We start from the raw sequence: 22,327 nt of genomic DNA on the forward strand, positions 1-22,327 counted from the left end.
TGGTTCTATATGAATGGCCAAGAATGAGTCCGAACCTGAAAAGGGAGAAATCAGTCTTTGTCATACTGGTAGCAATGGAGTGGTTGCTCGCTATTCTCCTTTTGTTTTATCCAGATTTGCCCAATCCAAGCAAAATGCTTGAGGCGGTTTTTCAACCACTAAGTAGTAGGATTCTTGAAAAATAAATCTCGGTCACTGTAATATAGAAGAAACTCGTCAAAAAAAATAGCCTTTGTTCAACGGAGCAAGGGCTAAGACCTTAGGTTGTAGGTCCAATTTCAGATAACCCATTAGGTGATTATCCTAAACAGTCTGTATGAACTCCACTTCATTTTGGGCAGACTTCACCCCTTGATGAATCTGCTTCTTTTTAATCATAAGCATGGCTTCTATGCCACTCAGTATGAAAGTAGCTGAAGTGGAAACTTATATTACTTTGAATACTTAATTCTACTGCCTAGTACACACAAAAAAGGGGGGGGAATGATTATCCTCTTTCATTTACCTATAATGTAATGGTTTTTATCGTAAAGTTTTTAATGCTCCACTCCAAGTGATTACTTGGTCAAGCATAAGATTCACATTATCAAGGTGTAATTCAGCTGGTTTAAAACACTTCCGTTTTCAAAATCTGTATATGTTGGATGTACACGAACGTCAGCCACTAGTTTTAACATATCCGAAGACGTGACAAATTCAGCCTCGCTTTCACCCCACATATAAAGGAATGGGCTTGCCTGCTCGGAAAGTCTGTAAATTTTTACGCCTTTTCGCCGAGTTTGTAAATCACATATATAATGGTTTTAAGAAGAATTTAAAAAGCTAAGGGACAATTCCTTAGCTTCAGCTATAACCATATTCGTATTCAATGCATAACTAAACAACCAGCCGCCGGTCACGTACCAGCAGCTGGCTGCTTAATTGTAATCCTTGTACCCTTCACTAGAAATTATGCTTTCAACTTTTGGACTTACCTTTTCCAACTTATTTGGATGATTCGAAGAACGATATCATCTGTGTATCTGGTATAGTTAATACCCTTTGGAACAGTCAGTCTTATATCTAAATTAATATTTAGTAAATTTGATGGAATAGAAGATGTAACTCACCTTGTTTATTTAGAGTTTTCTCTAATAGCTGATTGATAGTCCAATTATTTATTATAAATTAATTCTTGCTAAGTTCGTAAAATTCAGTCGGAATCGATGCAAAATGTCTGCGGTGATATAACATAGGATCCTTGTCATCTATTTGAATATTTGTCACTTCTCCAATTAAGATGGTATGATCCCCTGCTTCTACAGTTTGAAATGTTTTACATTCAAGAACGGCGAAGGCACCTTCGATAATCGGCAGTTGGTTATCTGAAAAATCCCAGGTACACGTACTAAATCGATCTACGTTTTTACTAGCAAACGTCTTGCATAACTCCTGCTGATTTCCTGCTAACACATGAACCGCAAACTTTCCTCCTTCTGTAAATGTTTTAATTGTTGAAACTTTATGATCAATACACCAAAGTACCATAAGAGGCTCCAAGGATACTGAAGCAAATGAATTTACCGTTAATCCAACCGGTTTACCTTCACTATCTGTCGTAGTGATCACTGTAACGCCTGTCGGATAATTACTCAGTACCTCTTTAAATAGTTTTTGATTTTTCATATTGGTCATATTAAACTCTCCTTTATTTTTTGATTTATACTCATTTATGGATACCTGAATTTCAGAAATGTCAGCGAATCTCATAATGTTTTTATGTGTTCAAACGTGAACGTTTTGCCTATTTTAAATTACTTGTCAGACTTTCTTCTTGTAGATATCTTTCTCTGGCTTTATTCGTAGAATATTTTTCTTGAACAAAGAATAGAGCCAGTGCTCCAAGGATTCCAGGAATCGCAAAGACTAGGAAGTTTTGATAAAAAGGTAGATTCATTGTAAGGAGAACTCCACCAATCAACGGGCCTGCGATAGCTCCTAATCGTCCAATTCCTAATGCCCATCCAAGACCACTTGAGCGTATTTCTGTCGGATAATATTGAGAAATATATGCGTTAGTAATAATTTGGGTTCCAATTGTAGAAGCTCCAGCAATCGCTACAAGAATATATAATAGAATGATATTGTTCACCCAGCCAAGTAGGGTTAAAGAGACAGCAGCTGAAATAAAAAAGAACAGCAAGACAGACTTAGGGTTCCATTTGTCAGCTAGTCGGCCACCGAAAATAGCACCGAAGATAGCACCGAAATTTAACACAAGTAAAAACATTAATCCAGATACAGACAATCCAGCTCCATCCATTAATTTGGGCAGCCAAGTATTGAGCCCATAAATCATTAATAAGCACATAAAGAATGCAATCCAAAACATAATCGTACTCAATGCGCGTCCACTTTTAAACAACTTAATAACAGGTGCTCCTGTTTCTTCAGTTTTCATCTGTTCAAATATTTGATTTTCACGGTAAGTAAAGGCAGGATTTACTTTTGTTAAGATCTGGTCAATTTTATTTGATTCGTTGTTCATCAGTAAAAATCTAGGTGATTCCGGTAAAGTTTTATACATTAACGGAAGTAATAATAGAGGAAGTGCCCCTATAAAGAATAACGATCTCCATCCAAATTGCCCCAACAGAAGAATGGCTAGACCCGCAGCCAGCATCCCACCTACTGAATACCCACTAAACATAATAGACACTAATGTACTTTTGAGTGACTTTGGTGAGTATTCTGTCATTAAGGCTATCGCATTTGGCATAACACCGCCCAGGCCAAGCCCCGCTATAAATCGATAGATACCAAACTCAACTGAACTATTCGATATGCCAATAAGTCCAGTGAACAAACTAAAAAGAGCAATACAAAATAAAATAACATTCTTTCTCCCTATTTTATCTGCCAAAGGACCAAAGATAAGAGCTCCAAGCATCATGCCTATTAAGGCAGTACTTCCTAATGTTCCAGCCTGGTTAGGGGTTAAAGACCATTCCTTCATAACTGATGGAAGGACAGATCCGTAAATCACTAGGTCGTAACCATCAAATACGATTATAAACGCACACCAAAATAATACCAATCCATGAAAGCGATTAAATTTTGATTGATCAATTATTGTTGCTACATTTACTGAACTCATATTCATCCCCCATTTTCTCTCTTAAATAGAAGTACAAATCTTTTATCAATTCTCTTTATTTGATTATATCCCCCCCTTTATTGGTAGCGTTTACAATTTTGACATCACTCCTTTCCGTCATCTTTTCCCCATTTACGTTACGCATTCATAGATGTAAATAACAAAGCTAGGAACATGGAAAAAGTTAACTTTATGAATTCCAGAAAATATCGTTATAGAATTAGCAAATGTTACTTCTGTTGTGAACAAATAGCTTTAAAAAGGATGGCTAATAAATTCAAATCCTTTTTTGTATTTTTGTTCACCATTAGTAAACTATATTTACCATTTGTGTTTTCATAGGTAAATACTAATCAATAATCCTGTATATGTAAATACGAATTTCACAAAAAAATATTTTTTTCAAAAAATTCAGAAAGCGCTTTACAAGTTTACAGAAATTCTGATATGTTAATCACCAAGGTAACGATTAGTGAATATAGTTCATCAATCGTTAACAAATTTAAATGAGGTGGAAAAATATGAAAATCGGCTACTTTACTCTTACTGACAATCCAATCGAATACGGGAATACAAGAAAAGATCCTAATCAAATGATTTTAGATTTAGCAGAACAATGTATTTATGCAGAAGATCTAGGTTTTAACTCTGTTTGGGTTCCAGAACATCACTTCAGTGCTTTAGGAGTTTTACCTTCTCCTTCCATGTTTCTTGGGCATATTGCTGCAAAAACAAAGCGTATTAAATTAGCTCCTGCAACTGTATTGCTTCCTGCAAGCCATCCAATCCGCATGGCAGAGGAATATGCTTTACTAGATTTGTTAAGTGATGGAAGAGCTATTTTCTCTGCAGGTCGTGGGTATGATAAACGTGAGTATGATGTATTTGGGATTGACTTTAATAAAAGTCGTGAAATATTTTTTGAAGGCCTAGATATTATTCAAAAAGCTTGGAAACAGGGCACTCTTTCTCATCAAGGGAATCATTTCTCTTTTCCAGAGATTGAATTAACTCCTAAACCGGTTCAAGATCATCTACCTATTTATGTAGCCGCTTTCAGTGGGCCTTCTATTACAAAAGCAGCTGAAATGGGAGAACATGTTATCTTCGCTCCGTTTGCAGCTAATATGGTTTTCGGAACGATGGAGAACGCAATTAATACGTTCAATGATCTCTCTAAACAACACGGATTTACTGATAAAAAAGCAAGCTGCTCTTACTTTATTAATGTGACAGAAACGAAAGAAGAAGCAGAACGTACTAAACAAAGAATGTTAAAATACTTTACTGGTTTAGTTCCTGCATTCCCTGAAGATCCATCTACAGCTCCGCCAAATATTCGTTATTTTGCAGAAATCGTTGAGGGTCTTAAGACAATGACTACTGATGATTTAAGTGATAAGAGTATCATCGTGGGTGATGCGGAATATGTGACAGAGAAATTGAAGGAAATTGAAAAAACGGGATTAGATGAAGTGATTTTATACTTCGATTTCGGAGGTTTATCTCATAGAGAAACCATGCAAGCTATGGAACGGTTTGCTAAGGGTGTTATGCCTCATTTTAAGCAAGAAGAAGCTTTAGTTAAGTAATTCTATAAAGGAGAAAAACGTTGAAACCTACGTTTTTCTCTCTTTCCTAGGTAGCGAGAATACCTTAAAGTAGCTGACTAAAATGCTGCATTAGTTAGCTACTTTAGTGTATTTATAAACGGCATAAATGATCTAAATTATAAGATTGTAGGTGAAATGATGCAAGTACTAGACAGCTATACACAAACCATTTTAAAGGGCGAGGTAATCCGCGGACGGCAAATTGGAAGAACAATTGGATTTCCAACAGCCAATCTTCATGTCCAGTCAGAAGTTGAATCCTACCTTCCAAAAGGGGTTTACGGGGTTAAAGTTCATCATGAGAATACGAATTATAACGGGGTCATGAACATTGGCATGAGGCCAACTTTTAAAGATGAAAAGGAAGTGCTTTCCTTCGAAGTGCATATCCTGCATTTTAATCAAGAAATTTATGGTGAACAATTAAAGTTAGACATTTTATTTTTCATTCGTGAAGAACAGGCATTTAACTCGATTGATCAGTTGGTCCAACAGTTACACCTTGATATTGAACAAGCAAATAAGCGATTTCTTCAATAAGGATGAATAGCTTGTTAGTTGACATGTTGAAGGAGTGTTTTAGGATGAAGTTTCAATCTGAAGAACTATTAAATCTTCCGGATTTGCTGTTTTCAAAGTTTTGTGAGGATCACTATTACATTAATAAAGGGGTTTACAATACCATAGATCGTTGGTTTTATGAACAAGGAGTTAGCCACATCGTAAAACGGCGAAAAGTGGTTCTTTCTTTTTGTCAAAGCTTTTGTATATCTGGAAATGAGAAAGTAAAGTTCGGTCCCGGAGGACTAACGATAAAACTGAATCTATTTTGGACACAACATGTGCCACAATTCGATCATCAGGCAATTTAAAAAATGTTAGTATGGCAAAGAAATGGAGTTTGTCAATGAAGAGGTTAAAACAGGCTTCATTTGGCAAAGGGTTTAGTTTTCATAAAAAATAGTTAAACGCTTTAGCCTCGCTTACCATCTAGTACGAAAGATTTATGTATTTACCTTCTCTAGCTCTTGATATTTGTTATATACTGTTTTTTAGAGAGATTAGCAAAATTTTCAGGCTCACCATCAATGAAATATGAGTATGTCTGTAGATTAACCTAACTCAATAGGACGAGTAGAGAGAAGGCGACTAATCATGTTGGAGGAAGAAACAAAAAGTCAAGGGATACAATCCATTGAAGTAGGTATGCAAATATTAAAAAAAATTGCCGAAGCAGGAAAGCCACTTTCCATTACGGACATAGCGATATTATGTAACACCTCAAAAAGTAAGTTGCACCGTTACTTAACCAGTTTTGTTAGAACAGGAATGTTGGAAAAGAATCAGGATGGGAAATATATACTTGGAACGGAAATTATCAGGCTAGGATTAAAAGCCTCACAAAAACTAAAGGTTACGGAAATTGTTGCTCCACATTTGATGTATCTAAAAGAAGCCTTAAATGAAACAGTCGCACTTGCTGTTTGGGGGCAAAATGGCCCGTTTTTTGTTAGTTGGGAAGAAAGTAACGGGCCTGTGAATATAGGTATCAAAGTAGGCTCACAGGTCAGTATAACCCAAAGTGCGGCTGGACTAATATTTGCCGCATTCTTACCAAACAAGGTGACTGAAAAAAAAATCAATCAAGAACTAAATAAATTTTCCATCGAACTAGAAAAATTCCAAAGTACAATTGATTTTATCAAAGCAAATAAGTACGCCTATGTCAAAGGCACCACAATTACTGGTATAAGTGCAATAGCTTCTCCTATTTTTGATCGATCATCTAAGCTAGTTGCCACACTCACAATTGTGGGTCTTGAAAATTCATTAGATACATCTGAAAATTCGAAAGCTGTCAATATATTAAAAGAAAGATCAGCGATGATTTCTGAATTTTTAGGTTGGAACGGTATTTTCATAAAATAAGGGATGAAAAGGCCACACACAATGTGAGGGGTTCTGGTGCAAAAATAATTCGCTAGAACCATAGAACAGCAATATCCTATTAACCTTGAGATTAAGCAGCTAACCTAAATAACTTATGAATGACTTCAACCTCATTTTGGGCAGAGTTCACCTTTTGGTGAAGTTGCCCTTTTTTTATCATATGCATAGCTTCGATGCCTCTCAAAATCAAGGTAGCTGTACGAAATGATTTCATTCCTAACATGGAACGAACTCTCTTATTTATAAAACGGTGATCCTGTTCCACGATATTGTTGAGATATTTTCGTTGTATATATGTTCCCAATGTTGCTGGCGTCAGGATTGATGATGATCTATATATTACTGAGACGGGCTGTGAAGTATTGACGAAATATCCTAAAAATTTGCAAATCATACGATGATTTAACAAAAATTTTAAGGTTATTTATTTTAATAATCACAAACACGCATAACCCCATCCTCATTTTCAGACGGGGTTAAAATATAGTTGTTACATACCAGTGATCTTCCACCATCGCTCCCGAGTGTGGAAGATCATTACTATTCCTTAAAGAAATACATCACTTTATTATATAAAACAAACACAAAGCACCACTTCTTTTTGAACCAGATCCATATCCTGACCCTTTAGTTAAATAAGAAATTTAAAAAAACAGTGCGATTTTTTGTATCTGTTTTACTAAAATTTTAAAAGGTGTGTAATCTTCCTGTGTATAAAAGTCTTAAATCTTTTACATTATAAATTACAGACTAACTTTTAGATTGTTTTATAAGAAAAAATAAGCTCCGTTCTTTTCTTCATTTCTATCAAATTACAAAAAATTAGATTAATAAGCAATCCCAATTGTTGGTTGGCACTGCGGCCAAAATACACTGATTCTTGATCTGTCCCCTTCATAAGAGAATTTATTTAGAACAAATTTTAAGGCTTCTATTTGACTAATAAAAGAAATCTGTAGTGGATCATTCTTAAAAAAACTCTTTCAATTTATGCTAGTTCTATGTATGGTCTAATTAGGAGGTGATTTATGGTGAAAGAAAAAGTTCCCTATACGATAAATTACCGTTAGAATTGTTGGCGGGGTTTTATTTTGAAATAAATAAGAACATTGAAAAGGGAATCTTGTCTGATGCCATGTATCATGAAATTAGATTAATGGAACAATCAGCATTAAAAAGAGGAATCTCACTTGAATGCCTACAGGATAACGGATCACGTATTTGAAGCTGAGAAACTACTAAGAGGAACAGCCATGCAACACTAAATCGAAGGATAAGAAGTCCAATCATCATATGGGATTCGAAATTTATTTTCTAGTAATCATTGGAAATGTAAGCGCTTTCTGTTATAATGAAAATGGGTTGGATGGCATGTGTGGCCGTCATAGTATCTGGCGTAGGTGGGGCCGATACCGGGAGAGGACTTAGAGAACATAACTTTTTTTAGCTGAATAAAATCATACATAAACAATAAAAGTGAAAGACGATAGACCCTTTGGCTCCCAAGGGGTCTATTTTGATGTAACTTCCTCTAATGGTGATGTGATTTTTAAAAAAAATAATTTAATCGATAAGAGAGAATTGCTCCTAGAGCGAAAGCTAGGCCTATTATAATGAAGGATGTTTTTTCAAAAGAAACAGACCGACAGCCGATCTTTCATATTTGCCCTTTAACTGAACTTCACTTGTTGGTTGAAAGAATTTTCAGAATTTAGATATTGTAATTTATCAGAATAGTTAGTATTATTATACCTAACTAAATTAGTTAGGTGGTATGTTGATGACGAAAAATAAAATTAAAGAGGTTGCTTACAAGCAATTAGCTGAGAAAGGCTATGAGCGTGCAACTCTTTCAAGCATTGCTAAAGAGGTGGGTATTAAAACGCCGTCCATTTATGCTTTTTATAAAAGTAAAGAAGATTTATTTATGGCTGTATATAAGGATCTGTTGCAAGATAATCACCGTCACATAAAAAGTTCCATTGACAATCTAACAAATGGAACGGTAAAAGAAAAGCTCTATCAAATATTAGAAGCGATATGTCATTATCATTTAAGTCAACCTGAGAAAACGACAGCCTATATGAAATTTACCTTTTTCCTTCCTCCGACTTTAAACGATGAAGTAAAAGAAACGTTTAGCGAGATGGAAGAGGTTCTTGGTGGGATGCTTGAAAGTATCTTTTCGGAGGGAATTAGGCAGGGGGTGTTAAAAAATCAACCTATTGATGATTTAATTGCCTCCTTTCTATGTTTAATGGACGGGATCTTTTTGGAATTGCTCTATTATCAGCACCAGGAAGACAAATTTAAAAGACGGGTAGAGCAAACCTGGAGCATTTATTGGAATGGAATTTATAACGATCATGAAAAAGCAGTTTACTTTAATGAAAGTAAAAAAACAAATTGTGACAATAAATAGGGGGCTGCGTCCATGAAAGAGGAAAAAGTTACTTCAGATTTTGCACGTGAGGCTGTACCAAAGGAATTGCGAAGGTCATGGTTTTCGATGTTTTCGGTATTAGTCGCTATCGGGGTAGACTTATCTGCGGTGATTTTAGGCGCGGAATTAGCGAATGGGATGCCGGTAAATCAAGCGATTTTATCGGTTTGTGTCGGTTCGCTCATTCTTTCTATATTATGTACGATTTGTGCGATTGTCGGATCTTCCACCAATCTTTCTACAGCAATGATTACAAAGTATGTATTTGGAAAATACGGTGCTCAAGTGTTTTCTATTGTCCTCGGAATATCTTTACTTGGTTGGTTTGGGGTACAAGTGGGCTTTTTTGCTACCAATGCGCACACAGTTTTACAAGACTCCTTTCACTTATCCATCAACGTTAAACTCCTTTCTTTAATTGGCGGTTTACTGATGATGACGACTGCTATTTTTGGGTACCGGGCTATTGAGAAATTAAGCGTATGGTCTGTGCCACTATTATTAGGATTAATGCTGTTCACCTTATATTTAACGTTGAAAAATTATTCAATACCCGTAAGTATTCCAAAAGCAGGAGGATTTACGTTTGGCAGTGCAATCTCGCTTGTTATTAGTATCTTCATTGTTGGAGCAACGGTGCAGCCTGATATTTCTCGTTGGGCAAAAAGTAAAAAGGATGCAGTCATTGCTACATTTTTCGGAATTTTTATTGGAAACAGCTTCATGATTATCCTTGCCATTTTAATGTCAAAGGCAATGGGAACTGATGATATGATGAAAATTTTTATCACGCTTGGGCTGGCGATTCCAGGAATACTCGTATTAACGCTCGCACAATGGACGACGAATACGTCGAATTTATACTCTTCTTCGCTAGGTTTTTCGATAGTTTTCACGAAAATTCCGAAAGAATGGTTAACGATTATTTTAGGAATCATTTCAACAATCCTGGCAGTTCTCGGTATTTATGATCAATTTATTTCATTTTTAAATATTTTGGCGATTATAATTGCACCGATTGGTGGTATTTATGTAGCTGAATACTTTTTTGTCAAAACAGAGTTCCAACGCTATGACCAACATTTAGAGGCAAAGGCAGTCGTAACGCGTTCGATCATTGCCTGGGTTGTTGGAATGCTGATTACTTATTTGACAACTGCACAGCCGTCAGGATTAGCTTTATTTTCCCTTACAAGCGTCTCTGCACTTGATGGCGTTTTAAGTGGATTTATTGTACAAGCGGTGTTAGGAAAACTATTGAAACAAAAGGATTCGTTTCAACAAGTAACGATCGACAAAAAAGAAAATGAGGAGTTTGGACAATGAGATATATAGATGAACAGACAGTTGAAAAAATCGCATTAGGTGCAGCCGTTTTAGGAACAGGCGGCGGTGGAGATCCTTATATTGGGAAATTGATGGCGAAAGAAGCCATTAGAAAATATGGACCTGTTAAGTTAATTTCATTAGATGAATTAGAGGATGACCAATTGGTAGTAACTGTATCTGGTATGGGTGCCCCAACTGTCGCAATTGAAAAAATACCGTCAGAACATGAAATGACAGCACCATTGGAAATGCTAGAAAAAGTGCTGGGGAGAAAAGTCGATGTGGTAATGCCAATTGAAGTAGGGGGGATCAACTCTTTATTTCCAATTATTGCTGCTGCTAAAAAAGGTTTGCCAATGTTAGATGCGGATGCGATGGGGCGTGCGTTTCCAGAAGCACAAATGGTCACCTTCTATTTGGACGGTTTTGACCCATCACCTGTTACAATGGCTGATGAGAAAGGAAACACGGTCGTGCTGTATCCTCAAGATGGAGTGTGGACAGAACGATTAGCACGTGCTCTCACGATTGAAATGGGAGGAAGCTCATCCGTTTGTGAATATAGTCTGTTTGGAAAGGATGTCAAGACGTCAGTTATTCCTGATACACTTTCTTTGGTTGAACGAATAGGTGAATATTTGTTAGATAATCAAGTGAAAGAACAAATAGGAATCAATAAAATGTTAGAGGAATTAAATGGATATTGTTTGTTTGAAGGCAAAATTGCAGACATTGAACGGAGGCTTAGTGGAGGCTTTACAAGAGGTAGTGCAAAGTTGGAAGGTAGTCGTAATGACCAAGGGAAAACATTTTCCATCTATTTTCAAAACGAGCATTTAGTAGCGAAAGAAGGCGAGCATTTATTATGTTCTACACCAGATTTGATTGCTGTTTTAGATGCTGAAACGGGTTTCCCTATTACAACAGAAAGAATGAAATATGGTACACGTGTTGTAGTCGTTGCATTTCCTTGCCATGATAAATGGAGAACGCCAAAGGGAATTGAAACAGCGGGACCTCGTTATTTTGGGTACGATTTTGACTATCAACCAGTAGAAGTTCTACAGAAGGAGAGAAGATAATGTATCGCTTAGGAGTAGATGTTGGAGGAACTAATACAGATGCAGCTTTACTAGACGAACGTTTACAAGTTATTCATGCGGTTAAAGTACCAACTACAAAAGATGTAGAAAGTGGGATCTTTGAAGCCATCGCAAAAGTGGTACAAGAAAGCAGAATAGAGCCTAGTGATATTGGATATGCCATGCTTGGGACAACCCATTGTACGAATGCTATTGTTGAGCGTAAACGTCTAAATAAAGTAGGTGTTATTCGAATTGGGAAACCTGCTACAACAGCTATCCCTCCGTTTACAGATTGGCCACAAGATTTAAGGGAAGAAATTGAAGGAGCTTCCACTATTGTTTCTGGTGGCTATGAATTCGATGGACGATTGATTTCTGAGATAAATAGAGAAGAAGTGTTGAAATTTTGCACAGAAATAAAGGGGAGTGTAGAAAGTATTGCTATTTCGGGTGTGTTTGCTCCTGTAAATAAAGAACAAGAAGAAAATGTTGTGAACTGGGTAAAAGAAGAGCTTGGAAATATCCCAATTTCTCTTTCTAATGAAATTGGGAGTATCGGTTTACTAGAACGTGAAAATGCCACTATTTTAAATGCAGCCTTAATGACAACAGGTCAAATGGTTATTAATGGATTTTCTAAGGCATTAAGTAATCTCGATATTAAAGCGGAAATGTTTTTCAGTCAAAATGATGGGACATTAATGAATGCGGCTTATGCCCTTCGTTATCCGATTCTGACCATGGGGTGCGGTCCAACAAACTCTATTCGAGGTTCAGCCCATTTATCAGGATTAAAGGATGCCATTGTACTTGATGTTGGAGGAACAACAAGTGATCTTGGTGTATTAACAAGAGGATTTCCAAGACAGTCTTCTTTAGCTGTAACCATTGGTGGTGTGAATACTAATTTTAGAATGCCTGATATTTTATCAATTGGGCTGGGCGGTGGAACTCGCATTTTTGGATTAGACGAAAATTTTACGATTGGACCGGAGAGTGTAGGCTATGAGATTACCAGAAAAGCACTTCTTTTCGGTGGAGATGTATTAACTACTTCAGATGTTGTGACGCGTTTAGGACATGCTTTTGAGGATAAAGCAATGCAGGTTGACCAATTATCAATAGAGTTTTGTAATAATGTATATAAAAAAATGACAGATATGTTAGAGGATGCAATTGATCAAATGAAAACGAGCTCAAAAGAAGTACCACTTATTTTATCAGGTGGCGGGAGCATTATTGTTTCGAATTCTTTGAAAGGGGTTTCAGAGGTCGTTAGGCCAAAACATTTTGAGGCCGCAAATGCAATTGGAGCTGCACTTGGTCAAATTAGTGGTGAAGTTGAAAAGGTTTATAGTTTAGAAGGAATTTCCCGTGAAGATGCTATCCATCATGCTAAAAAGTTAGCTACTGAGGAGGCAATAAAGGCGGGAGCAAACAATGCCACTATATCGGTGGTTTCTGTGGAAGATATACCACTTTCGTATTTACCTGGAAATGCATTACTAATTAAAGTAAAAGTAGTCGGCGACTTAGTTGGTTCTGGTGTGAATATCACTTAAAAAAGTCACAGTCTTATCTTTAAGAAAATTAAGAAGGAACTTATCGATTTTTATAAATTGAAAGATTGGTAGTGTTACTAGAAACAAAAGTACTGAACCACATAAACAACGACTGAATTGAGTAGAAGATCACTTAAAAACGAATTATCCTGATTTTGATGTTAAAGTGCGTGGTTAGGAAGAATGGAGAGTTCTAAAAAGGAGTTGAAAGGGAGAAATAATATTGATTCAAAAGTTAAGCGAAGAATTATTAATTAATACCTAGCTTAAAGCAAAAAAAATAGAAATTAATCTCAGTTTTATATCGTTATTAACCACATGTTTAACAATTGGAAAAAACTCTTATGGCTGGAGTGATCAGCTTATCCTTGCTGGCTTGGCAAAGACCTTGGTGTGGAGGTGGAATTTGTCGCTACCACATGGCCCACGATGATGAAAGACCTGAGGGCGGACAAAGTTGATATCGCTGCGGGCGGTGTGACTCGCAACACAGCCAGACAAAAATGTACTTATTTATCCTAAGGTTACCTTTCATTTGGTAAGGTGCCTTTGATTCGCAAGGAAGTTAAAGACAAGTATCTTACCATTGAAGATATCAACAAGCCTTCTGTACGCATCGGCGTAAATTCAAGCGGAACGAACGAAGAATTTGTCCGTCAGTATCTAAGCAATTCTAACGTAACTGTTGTAGAAAATAACCTTGATGTCCCACATCTTGTTGCAGAAGGTACGTATGATGTTATGATCACTGACACAGTAGAAGCAATGCTGTTTGCTAAAGCTGATCCCAGACTGTAAGCGGCTCAAACTGACAAGCCTTTCACAAACAGTGAAAAAGGTTATATGATTCGGAGAGGTGATTTCATTTATGCAAGCTACTTGGAAATGTGGATGGATGAAATGAAACTCCAGGGGAAATTTGACGCCCTCTACAAAAAGTGGATGGAATAGAAGTAGCGATGCTCCCAAAAAGCTAGCCTTAATACTGCCGTGTCAGTTTCTAGGGTAGTTTTTTTGTAAAAATAAAAACAGAAGCGTAAATTACTCGTATAATCGTTAAGGAAGTACGAAGTCCATGAGAAACATCGGAAGTAAACTGCTGGATTTGAGTGAAAGAAGTATCTAAACCTGTCAATTATGATTGACAGGTTTAGATAAACTCTGCAATTCATCTTCTTCCTCCTTAATTAAGACGTTTTCTTCATTTCAATGACATTATCCGCTTGTTTTTTTAGTTTTTTTCGGTATACGATTTTTGATAATGTAACACTACATTCGTACAACACTAAAAGCGGTATGATAACTAAAATATCGGATATCAAATCAGGTGGTGTAATTAAAATAGACACAACGATAAGCAAAAAGTAAGATATCTTTCGCGCTTTTGAAAGAATCATAGGATTAATGACACCAAGAGAGGTGAGGAACATGACGACAAGCGGGATTTCGAATAAAAATCCAAACGGCAGTGTCAAGTTAATCATGAATTTAAAATATTTTTCAGATGTGAACATCGTTTCAAATTGTCCTTCAGACAAGGATAGTAAAAAGGAAAGTACGGTTGGATACACAACAAAATAACCAAATGATAAGCCGGTAATAAAGAGGACAAATAATCCAGGAATGTACGATAGGGTCGTTTTTCGTTCTTTTTCAGAAAGCCCCGGTTTTACAAATAACCATGTTTGATGGGCAGCAATCGGAATAGTAAGAGCAATCGCGATCATTCCTGAAATCATAAAATACACCCAGAGGATTTCACTTGGCCCCAATACAGCTAAATTATGGTTGAGATCACGGATAAGCCATGAGTAAATTTCCTGTACATAAATGAATGAGCCAAATAAGAAAACGATAAAAGCTACCAAAGTATAGATTAACCGTTTCCTGAGTTCTCCGAGGTGCTCAACCAAAAGCATTTCTTGATTAGTCATACAACTTCTCCTTTCCTAAAAACAAGAGGAAGATGCAAGCTTGTTGCTTACATCTTCTCCAAAATTACTTGGATTGCGCCTTTTCTTTTTCGTCTGAAGAAATTAAATCTTTCGTAGAGTTTTTAAACTCTTTTAATGTACTTCCTAAAGCGCGTCCAATTTCGGGCAACTTAGATGGTCCAAATATGATGAGGGCAATGACTAAAATTAATATTAATCCAGGTATCCCAATATTTTGCAACATTGTGTTTCCTCCTTAAAATTAAAATCCTTTTTTCTTCGGTTTAACACGAAATTGGTTGTCAATTTGGGCAATGGCTGTCTCACTTAAAATACCCAGACCAGAAGTGGCAGCAGCACCTATTCCCATATATGTTAAAAACCTACGACGATTTAACGGTTTGTTTTCCATCAAAATGTCCTCCTATCAATCTTCTTAAATTTAAAGCTAAATTAGAGAGCGGCCTATGCTTTCGTGATTCCATCTATTTTCAAAAATGTGTCACTTATATTCCCAAATGAATCAATTGCATATACTTCGATACTATAGCTTGTACCAGGCTGTAATCCCTTAACTGGCTGAACGAATGGATTAGGTACTGGATCTTTGTAAAATTCTGAGAAAGCACGAAACTCTTTTGCTATTTGTCCTGTTAGTTTGTTCTTCGCTACTACTTTATAAGAATGTACCTGCGAATTATCATTGGCCTGATTAAACATGATATTCATCTCAGTACTAGTGGTATCAACAATCGAAATGCTTGACCCTTTCGGGAAACGAGGTTTTACTTGATCTCTCATTTCTGTATATTTATATGAATACTTTTTACCTCGACAGTCAATTTCCCATGGTTCGCCTACCCAATCATTTTGAGTAAAATCACGACGATGAATGAGCACTTTGTCTCCATGAACCTCTACAATTAGACCTTGGCTAAACGTTTCGGCTCCTTTAGGTAATTCTCCTTGAATATACCCAGCTTCAACCCACATATTTTTTAGAGAAGCAGTTGCAAGTGTAGTAAAATCCTTTTGGTGGATTGTTCTTGGATCATCTAATGGATAATGTGTATGACCAGAAAACGTGATTACTTGCGGATATTCTTTTAAAGTATCGTAAAAAAGATCTTTATTTGCAGAGAAGCCCCATTCGCTTCCATAAATGGTTCCTTTGATAGGCTGGTGATGGAAGACAAAAATTGGTTTTTTCGGATCAGCGGTGTTTGCTAACTTTAATTGTTCACCCAACCATTCAATTTGCTTCACTGAAAAGGTTCCCTCTGTTTTACCATCTTCCGTACCAAGAACAATGAAATGATAACCTTTGACGACCTTATGGTAGTAAATCGACTCCATTCCCGTTTTCTCAATAAATCGTTTTTGAGAATCCATTATTGATAAACCATTCCAATAGTCATGATTTCCGATTGCAATCATAGATACAGCCTTCGGTTGTTTTTTGATATCATAAATCGACATAAATCGATCATACTCTTCTATGTAACCATTCTCTGTTAAATCACCAACAACAACGAGCGCATCTTGTTTTGGTACTAATTCATTCAATTGATGCAATGCGCTACCCCACTTTTGCAGATCAGTTGTCCCACTCTTCAAAATATGCACATCACTAATAACTGGAAACACTAAATCGGGTTTTTTATGCAAACCAAGCTTCGATGTTGCTCCAGCTGACTCAAGATTTAGTGAGTTTACTAGCGATAATCCAAGGGTAAGCCCAGCAATCTTCGTTGTACCTTCCAAAAAACTGCGTCGATCCATTCCTTTTTCAAAGATAGTATTCGACAATTTTTCTGATTCGTGTTTTAGTTGCTCGTCTTTCATTGATATCTACTCCTCTTAAGGTATTTTTAGTTGTTTTGCTAATAATAAATCGGTAATATAGATGAATTCATATCATGGATGCCACCGCTCAATCACCTTTTATTCCGTTTCTTAGTAGTTAACTCTACTCGTCGTGTACCTTACTTGTTTTTAACATAAACCGCTAAATGATTCGTGAATGTTTCGATTTGATGTCCACCACCATAAGTCATTCCTAATCCACACAAAAAGACAACTTTTATCACAAATTACCTCTTTTCAACATAAATATACAAAAAAAATGTTAAGAAAACGTTAGTTTAAAGTGAATATTTTTTGGTTTTAGCGTAAATTCCCACAATAATCATACTTTTCACAACTTTAACCAAATAAAAAAGGAAAAGCCAACATTCACTTTTCCTCAACGTAACATGCATGATTCTATTTATTTACGATCTCTATACCTTCTTTTTCATACTTCTTCAATATTTTTTCCGGCAGTTTAGAGTCGGAAATAATACGGTCAATCCGATCAAACTGGCAAACCTTTAATAAGGAGGCGAAATCAAATTTGCTGCTGTCTGCTAAAACAGTACAATTTCGAGAAATCTCTAGCATCTTCATTTTTACCTGGTATTCACCTAATCCGTAATCCGTCAGTCCTTCCGTCAACGAAATGCCGCTGATACTCATAAAAAATGCATCGATATGAAATCCCTTGAAAAACTCCTCCGCAATTTGACCTACGATGCACAACTCTTCATTCCGCAGCACTCCCCCCGGCATCAAAATCGTATAATACGGCATTTCTGCTAGTTCATTCGCAATAATTAAGGAATTGGTTAATATGGTAAGCCGCTGAAACTTCTTTTTTAAAGCCTTGGCAAATTCCGTATTCGTTGTACTTACATCCAGTGCGATGGATTGTCCTTCCATAACATAGCGTGTGGCAATCTCTGCTATTTCCTTCTTTTCCTCAATATGTTTTGTTTCGCGCAATGTGAAATTGATTTCGTTACTATTCACATCGTCCAATACTGCTCCTCCCCGCACACGTCGCAAATATCCCTCTTTTTCAAGATGTTCTAGATCCCTGCGGACTGTCTCGGTGGAAACGCCAAATAGTTTTGTAACAGAAGACACTTTTATCGATTTATTTTTTCGCAGTAAGTCTACTATTTTTTCATAGCGCTCATGAGCTAACAATATTTTCACCTACCTCTGCAATAAAGTGTTGATTATTTATAAATAACACAAATACACATAAATTCACAATATAAACGAAATAAATATAATGACTTAGTTACCAACGCAGTAATATTTCAAAATGTGTGTGACATAACACTTATTTTATGGGAACTTTCAAAAGTAGGCTATAAATTTTCAAAAAATGATATTGTTATGCTTGTCCATATCTGAATAGGCATATAAAACGCTTCGGAGATTATATGATAGATTTAGAAAAATGGTCCACAATCGATCGGAGAAGGTATTCCAATAAATATATAAAGACAGCACAAAGTAAAAAAAGGGTTAATTATTTTTACTTTGAGAAAAATGGTTGGCAGTATCTTTTTAGGGTTCACCCTGAAGTTTCCAACGTTATTTCACCTGAATTATTAGTTGAATTAGCAGATTCGATTAATTAAATTTCAGCACAGTTTGTGTCAGCTCTACAATAAGTCTTATGGAACTAACGGGGCAGGTTAGTACAATAAAGGAAAAATAAAAAATGGCGGTATCTGTGGTTATTTTATATCTACAGATACGCCACTAATGATTTTAATGACTTATAAAATTAATAACTGGAGCAACTTTTTTTAATCGTTTGTTTGCTCAACATATTTTTTGAAATTATTTAAAATCGCCTGCCATCCTTGTTTTTGAAACTCAATCGGATGTGTAGTTTCAGCATCAAAAGTTTCAATTACTTCGATTTCTCTTTCTTGTTCTTTAAAAGTGATTTTTACTTTTCTTCCATCACCCATAGTATAAGCAATAACCTCATGTAAATTTACTTCATCATAGATTCCACCAAAATCGAAACCAGCACTGCCATCTTTGGCTTCCATTCTTGAAACGAATTTCCCACCTGGTCTTAGATCATTTTCGGCAAATGGTGTGTACCAATCATCTGAAGGATTGTTCCATTTTGTTATATGATCCGGCTCTGTCCAATACTTCCACACCTTTTCTATGGGTGCTTGAATTGTTGTTTCTACTGTAGCTTTTTTAAATGTTTGCATTTTATTTCTCTCCTTTATTAATACAAAAAATTTTTGGGATCTGTCCACATTAGATGCCTGGATATATTATAAGTGTTTTCGAGGGTTTTATTATAGAAAAAGTAGTAAATTAGGAAGGATTTGCGTTAAAACGAAATAACTTTATCTTCTTACATTGTGAAGAAATGCACTTAAACAAACGGGTGCTTTACTTCATTACCAGTAGCTAATCAGGCTCCTTTTCTTATGGAACTAAAGGGGCAGGTTAATGGAATAACAAAACAGGATATTGGGCAAATTATGGAAGGTTTAAGTTGTGAAAAAGGAGGAAAACAATGACGAAACGTAATCAACCAGATACTGGAGGAAGTAAAGTAACCGTTACGGAATTTGGAGGAGAGCTTACACAAAGTAAAAAAGCTAGAAAAAGAGCAGCAAGAGAAAGAAAAAATAATAGTTAATAATAAAAATGGACAAACAAAGTGTCTAGAATGGTTATCCATTTTTACTTTTGTTAGTGCGTTTCTACAATGAGTAGAGACGCATTTTTCTTTATGCAACTAACGGGGTTAGAGCCTCATTGAAGATGTTGTTATACATAAAGCATTTCGAAAATCAGGTATTGGAAGGCTTTACAAGAATACGACCTTTAAAAAAGCTAGGAGTTGATGGAACGATATCATGGGAAGGGCAAACTGGTGTATTACCGACAAGAATTGCCTGCTATGATTTAAATATAGGAAAACTCCTGTGGGAGCAACAGGTTGAAGAGTATGACATGAATGCAATTTATTCGATTCATAGTGAAAATGAAGGTAAATAACCTAAAATACCCTTAACGTAAAGTGAGGGTATTTTAGGTTATTAGTTCGAAATATCGAAGGGAATTCACACCTGAATGTAGAATAGGTGAATTAAGTGTGATATCAGCGTGAAGGGGATGTGAATCATGAAAATCAAAGAAATATTGGACGACCTATTGATAACCGGAAATACCATAGCCAAGATCGCAAAAGAGAAAGTTCGTATTGGTGAGAAGAAGTTAAAAGAAGCTTTACACAATGCTGGATACGAGTATCGAAACTCTGGTCAAAAGGGCTGGCACTATGTAGGTGAAGGGGAAGAACCTCTTTATACATCAGTGTTTGAGTTCATCAAATCGAATAATAGGCACCTAAAGGTGAAACAGACTACACCTATACATGCATTCAACGTGAATCAAAGTTCACACGACACGAAAAAGGATTCACATCCTATTCCCCTCGATGTGAATAGTGTACGAACTCAAGATAAAAGTTCGATTCATACAGATTTTACACCAGAAGAAAGAGCGATTCTTAGAGATTTAATAAGAGGATATGTTCTTAACGACCAGCAAGATAGTCATGGCGATGACTTGTATCAAAGGATAGTGACTTTAGAAAAAAGCAAAAAGGTACGGAAGACGATTGTCATAAATGAGGAAGTTGGGGCTTTGCTGGATAGCTTCGCAGTCCAACAAAAATTCAATAAATCCGATCTTATTGAAATTGCTATCCTCGATTTGGTTAAAAAGTACAAATAAGTGCCCTCTCCAATACATGCTGCTACTTTCTTAGAACACTTGGGGCATGTCAGTATCTCCACCTTATCTTCCATAACAGAAAAATGAGAAACTACTCCAAACAGTGTGTGTAAGTTCATGTTTACTATGTTAGGTGCTGTTGCTGAATTTGAAAGTGATTTAATTGTTGATAGGACCGCTGAGGGACGTGAAAGAGCAAAAGCTAAAGGAACTCATATGGGACGTAAAGGAAAGGACGAGAAGGACGTTAAAAAGGCTTTGAAGCTGTATCAGGAGAGAGAATCTAACGGATTAAGTGTAAATGAGATAGCTAAAATGACAGGCGTTCCACGTTCCACTATTTACGCTAAAGCGAAAGAGGCGACACTTTAATAGTGTTAGCCGTTTTCTTTATATAACTAACGGGGCATGATAGTTCCACAAGCTCAGTGTATTCGAACTGCGCAGTTTTTTCGTTACATCATTTAAACAATACAGGCACCCATTTTCTCATATATCAATATGATGAATTTGAAGGAGTGATGACTATGCCATGGCAACAAAAAATTGGATATTTGATTGGACAGCCTGTTGGTGTTTCATTAGCAAATGGACAAGGGACGTCAGGTATTTTGTGTGGTACATCTGGTGAAAAGCTTCTTGTAATTGAATATTTGTATCAAGCACAATTCGCCTTAAAACAATACGATTTTTATATGATTCAGGATATAAATGGATTTCCACCTTGTCAGAACCCACAACCATTATATTAATGAAACGTCCCTCTATATAGAGGGATTTGTTTTTTCTTACCTTCACAATTTGTGTCAACTCCCTATAAGTCTTATAGGGGTAGCGTCAGGAAAATGCGGATTTACAAAGTTACCTAATTTAGAGATACTTTGAATATGTCTCAATATGTACGCAATTGATATTGTGAAAGAATGTACTTAAATTAACTAGCAGTTTAGTGGAATAAAGGTTAAAAAAATGCCATAGTTTTCATTTTACTTAAAAACTAAGTATTCTTTTTGTATAAATTAAGGACATGAATGTATGCTTTTTTTCATATTGTATTTTGGAGGTGGAAAAATGGCAAGAGTAGCTTACCGAAGTGCAGACGTTGATTTAATGGCAAGGATGATGAGAGCAGAAGCTGAAGGCGAAGGAAATCAAGGAATGCTATATGTTGGAAATGTGATTGTTAACCGTGTTGTAGCAGATTGTACTGACTTTAATGAATTAAGAACAGTTAGAGATGTCATATTTCACGTACAAGGAGGAAATTACTCTTTTGAAGCTGTTCAAAAAGGTAATGTGTTTTATCAAAGACCAAGAGAATCTGAAAGAAGATTAGCAAGAATGAATTTGGAGAGTTGGAGAGATCACCCAGCGAAATATGCTCTTTGGTACTTTAATCCATATGGTCCGTGTCCTCCAACATGGTATAACCAACCTTTTACTGGTCAATTTAAACAACATTGTTTTTATGAACCAGCGCCTGGAACATGTGCAAGTGTTTATATCGGTTAGTGAAAAAAGGACTATTTTTACTGGTCCTTTTTTTATAGGGCAACATAATAACTGGTACACGAAACGATTCAATGCAAATAAAAATTTACCACGGGAAAGTGCTAAAGGGGACAGGTGTATCGACTTTTTTATGGATTGAAACTTCTTAGC

The 22,327-nt window shown here is 36.2% G+C and carries 24 protein-coding genes and 6 pseudogenes; 19 read left to right on the top strand and 11 right to left on the bottom strand.

What is annotated here, in order from left to right:
* Positions 1 to 303 precede the first annotated feature (303 nt).
* The 4 genes and pseudogenes from BW986_RS30965 to BW986_RS24640 all read right to left on the bottom strand — a co-directional run.
* Positions 304 to 417, bottom strand: a pseudogene (locus BW986_RS30965) (IS6 family transposase); the annotation flags it as partial.
* 105 nt (positions 418 to 522) lie between these two features.
* Positions 523 to 668, bottom strand: a pseudogene (locus BW986_RS30970) (NADPH-dependent oxidoreductase); the annotation flags it as partial.
* A 499-nt stretch (positions 669 to 1,167) separates the two neighbouring features.
* Complete coding sequence (locus BW986_RS24635; RefSeq protein WP_076371768.1) at positions 1,168 to 1,674, bottom strand: flavin reductase family protein; 507 nt, start codon at positions 1,672 to 1,674, stop codon at positions 1,168 to 1,170.
* A gap of 109 nt (positions 1,675 to 1,783) precedes the next feature.
* Positions 1,784 to 3,136, bottom strand: a complete 1,353-nt coding sequence (locus BW986_RS24640; protein ID WP_076371770.1) for an MFS transporter — start codon at positions 3,134 to 3,136, stop codon at positions 1,784 to 1,786.
* A gap of 521 nt (positions 3,137 to 3,657) precedes the next feature.
* Between BW986_RS24640 and BW986_RS24645 the strand changes: the two genes are divergently transcribed.
* The 4 genes from BW986_RS24645 to BW986_RS24655 all read left to right on the top strand — a co-directional run bounded on the left by BW986_RS24645 (position 3,658) and on the right by BW986_RS24655 (position 6,678).
* The gene (locus tag BW986_RS24645; protein WP_076371772.1) at positions 3,658 to 4,728 is read left to right on the top strand and encodes an LLM class flavin-dependent oxidoreductase; all 1,071 of its coding nucleotides are present in this window, start codon (positions 3,658 to 3,660) and stop codon (positions 4,726 to 4,728) included.
* Between the two features lie 156 nt (positions 4,729 to 4,884).
* Positions 4,885 to 5,289 carry a riboflavin kinase gene (locus tag BW986_RS29390; protein ID WP_081395777.1) on the top strand — a complete coding sequence of 135 codons (405 nt, stop codon included), beginning with the start codon at positions 4,885 to 4,887 and terminating at the stop codon, positions 5,287 to 5,289.
* A gap of 44 nt (positions 5,290 to 5,333) precedes the next feature.
* Positions 5,334 to 5,621, top strand: a complete 288-nt coding sequence (locus BW986_RS29395; protein ID WP_081395778.1) for a hypothetical protein — start codon at positions 5,334 to 5,336, stop codon at positions 5,619 to 5,621.
* Between the two features lie 283 nt (positions 5,622 to 5,904).
* Complete coding sequence (locus BW986_RS24655) at positions 5,905 to 6,678, top strand: IclR family transcriptional regulator (protein WP_076371774.1); 774 nt, start codon at positions 5,905 to 5,907, stop codon at positions 6,676 to 6,678.
* Between the two features lie 91 nt (positions 6,679 to 6,769).
* Here BW986_RS24655 and BW986_RS24660 read toward each other — a convergent pair.
* Positions 6,770 to 6,988 (bottom strand): annotated as a pseudogene (locus BW986_RS24660) (DDE-type integrase/transposase/recombinase); the annotation flags it as partial.
* 1 nt (position 6,989) lies between these two features.
* Here BW986_RS24660 and BW986_RS30975 point away from each other — a divergent pair.
* From BW986_RS30975 to BW986_RS31335, 8 genes and pseudogenes are all read left to right on the top strand, one after another.
* Positions 6,990 to 7,100, top strand: a pseudogene (locus BW986_RS30975) (M24 family metallopeptidase); the annotation flags it as partial.
* 623 nt (positions 7,101 to 7,723) lie between these two features.
* The gene (locus BW986_RS30980) at positions 7,724 to 7,924 is read left to right on the top strand and encodes a hypothetical protein (RefSeq protein ID WP_076371869.1); all 201 of its coding nucleotides are present in this window, start codon (positions 7,724 to 7,726) and stop codon (positions 7,922 to 7,924) included.
* Between the two features lie 555 nt (positions 7,925 to 8,479).
* Positions 8,480 to 9,121, top strand: a complete 642-nt coding sequence (locus BW986_RS24670; RefSeq protein ID WP_076371776.1) for a TetR/AcrR family transcriptional regulator — start codon at positions 8,480 to 8,482, stop codon at positions 9,119 to 9,121.
* 12 nt (positions 9,122 to 9,133) lie between these two features.
* Positions 9,134 to 10,468 (top strand): cytosine permease, encoded by a 1,335-nt coding sequence (locus BW986_RS24675; protein ID WP_076371778.1) that lies wholly within the window; start codon positions 9,134 to 9,136, stop codon positions 10,466 to 10,468.
* On the top strand, positions 10,465 to 11,553 hold the full coding sequence (locus BW986_RS24680) for an S-methyl thiohydantoin desulfurase family protein (protein ID WP_076371780.1): 1,089 nt from the start codon (positions 10,465 to 10,467) through the stop codon (positions 11,551 to 11,553). The genes BW986_RS24675 and BW986_RS24680 overlap by 4 nt, the downstream gene beginning before the upstream one ends.
* The gene (locus BW986_RS24685; RefSeq protein WP_179086161.1) at positions 11,553 to 13,118 is read left to right on the top strand and encodes an ROK family protein; all 1,566 of its coding nucleotides are present in this window, start codon (positions 11,553 to 11,555) and stop codon (positions 13,116 to 13,118) included. The genes BW986_RS24680 and BW986_RS24685 overlap by 1 nt, the downstream gene beginning before the upstream one ends.
* A gap of 387 nt (positions 13,119 to 13,505) precedes the next feature.
* Positions 13,506 to 13,640, top strand: a pseudogene (locus BW986_RS31330) (transporter substrate-binding domain-containing protein); the annotation flags it as partial.
* 27 nt (positions 13,641 to 13,667) lie between these two features.
* Complete coding sequence (locus BW986_RS31335) at positions 13,668 to 13,916, top strand: type 2 periplasmic-binding domain-containing protein (protein ID WP_397223047.1); 249 nt, start codon at positions 13,668 to 13,670, stop codon at positions 13,914 to 13,916.
* 389 nt (positions 13,917 to 14,305) lie between these two features.
* Here BW986_RS31335 and tatC read toward each other — a convergent pair whose 3' ends face one another.
* The 5 genes from tatC to BW986_RS24710 form a co-directional block, all read right to left on the bottom strand.
* Complete coding sequence (tatC, locus tag BW986_RS24695) at positions 14,306 to 15,052, bottom strand: twin-arginine translocase subunit TatC (RefSeq protein WP_076371784.1); 747 nt, start codon at positions 15,050 to 15,052, stop codon at positions 14,306 to 14,308.
* A 64-nt stretch (positions 15,053 to 15,116) separates the two neighbouring features.
* Positions 15,117 to 15,296: a twin-arginine translocase TatA/TatE family subunit gene (locus BW986_RS24700; protein WP_076371786.1), complete on the bottom strand. Its 180-nt coding sequence runs from the start codon at positions 15,294 to 15,296 to the stop codon at positions 15,117 to 15,119.
* Positions 15,297 to 15,314: 18 nt separating this feature from the next.
* Complete coding sequence (locus BW986_RS30425; RefSeq protein WP_179086162.1) at positions 15,315 to 15,464, bottom strand: hypothetical protein; 150 nt, start codon at positions 15,462 to 15,464, stop codon at positions 15,315 to 15,317.
* Between the two features lie 53 nt (positions 15,465 to 15,517).
* The gene (locus BW986_RS24705) at positions 15,518 to 16,897 is read right to left on the bottom strand and encodes a metallophosphoesterase (protein ID WP_076371788.1); all 1,380 of its coding nucleotides are present in this window, start codon (positions 16,895 to 16,897) and stop codon (positions 15,518 to 15,520) included.
* Positions 16,898 to 17,317: 420 nt separating this feature from the next.
* Positions 17,318 to 18,082 (bottom strand): DeoR/GlpR family DNA-binding transcription regulator, encoded by a 765-nt coding sequence (locus tag BW986_RS24710; protein ID WP_076371790.1) that lies wholly within the window; start codon positions 18,080 to 18,082, stop codon positions 17,318 to 17,320.
* 57 nt (positions 18,083 to 18,139) lie between these two features.
* On the opposite strand from BW986_RS24710, the gene BW986_RS31340 reads away from it, so the two are divergent.
* Positions 18,140 to 18,295 carry a transposase gene (locus BW986_RS31340; RefSeq protein WP_260320972.1) on the top strand — a complete coding sequence of 52 codons (156 nt, stop codon included), beginning with the start codon at positions 18,140 to 18,142 and terminating at the stop codon, positions 18,293 to 18,295.
* A 401-nt stretch (positions 18,296 to 18,696) separates the two neighbouring features.
* On the opposite strand, the gene BW986_RS24720 is transcribed toward BW986_RS31340, so the two are convergent.
* The gene (locus BW986_RS24720; protein WP_076371794.1) at positions 18,697 to 19,122 is read right to left on the bottom strand and encodes an SRPBCC family protein; all 426 of its coding nucleotides are present in this window, start codon (positions 19,120 to 19,122) and stop codon (positions 18,697 to 18,699) included.
* A gap of 314 nt (positions 19,123 to 19,436) precedes the next feature.
* Between BW986_RS24720 and BW986_RS30985 the strand changes: the two genes are divergently transcribed.
* The 6 genes and pseudogenes from BW986_RS30985 (at position 19,437) to BW986_RS24745 (ending at position 22,177) form a co-directional block, all read left to right on the top strand.
* Positions 19,437 to 19,562 carry a hypothetical protein gene (locus tag BW986_RS30985; RefSeq protein ID WP_260320968.1) on the top strand — a complete coding sequence of 42 codons (126 nt, stop codon included), beginning with the start codon at positions 19,437 to 19,439 and terminating at the stop codon, positions 19,560 to 19,562.
* 119 nt (positions 19,563 to 19,681) lie between these two features.
* On the top strand, positions 19,682 to 19,924 hold the full coding sequence (locus tag BW986_RS24725) for a hypothetical protein (RefSeq protein WP_076371796.1): 243 nt from the start codon (positions 19,682 to 19,684) through the stop codon (positions 19,922 to 19,924).
* Between the two features lie 126 nt (positions 19,925 to 20,050).
* Entirely contained in the window at positions 20,051 to 20,665 is a 615-nt protein-coding gene (locus BW986_RS24730; RefSeq protein ID WP_076371798.1) for a hypothetical protein, read from the top strand.
* A 111-nt stretch (positions 20,666 to 20,776) separates the two neighbouring features.
* A pseudogene (locus BW986_RS24735) lies at positions 20,777 to 21,037 on the top strand (recombinase family protein); the annotation flags it as partial.
* Positions 21,038 to 21,192: 155 nt separating this feature from the next.
* The gene (locus tag BW986_RS24740; RefSeq protein ID WP_076371800.1) at positions 21,193 to 21,417 is read left to right on the top strand and encodes a hypothetical protein; all 225 of its coding nucleotides are present in this window, start codon (positions 21,193 to 21,195) and stop codon (positions 21,415 to 21,417) included.
* Between the two features lie 319 nt (positions 21,418 to 21,736).
* Positions 21,737 to 22,177 (top strand): cell wall hydrolase, encoded by a 441-nt coding sequence (locus BW986_RS24745; RefSeq protein ID WP_076371802.1) that lies wholly within the window; start codon positions 21,737 to 21,739, stop codon positions 22,175 to 22,177.
* Positions 22,178 to 22,327: the final 150 nt, after the last annotated feature.

Source organism: Peribacillus simplex, from assembly GCF_900156045.1.
Taxonomy (GTDB): Bacteria; Bacillota; Bacilli; order Bacillales; family DSM-1321; genus Peribacillus; species Peribacillus simplex_D.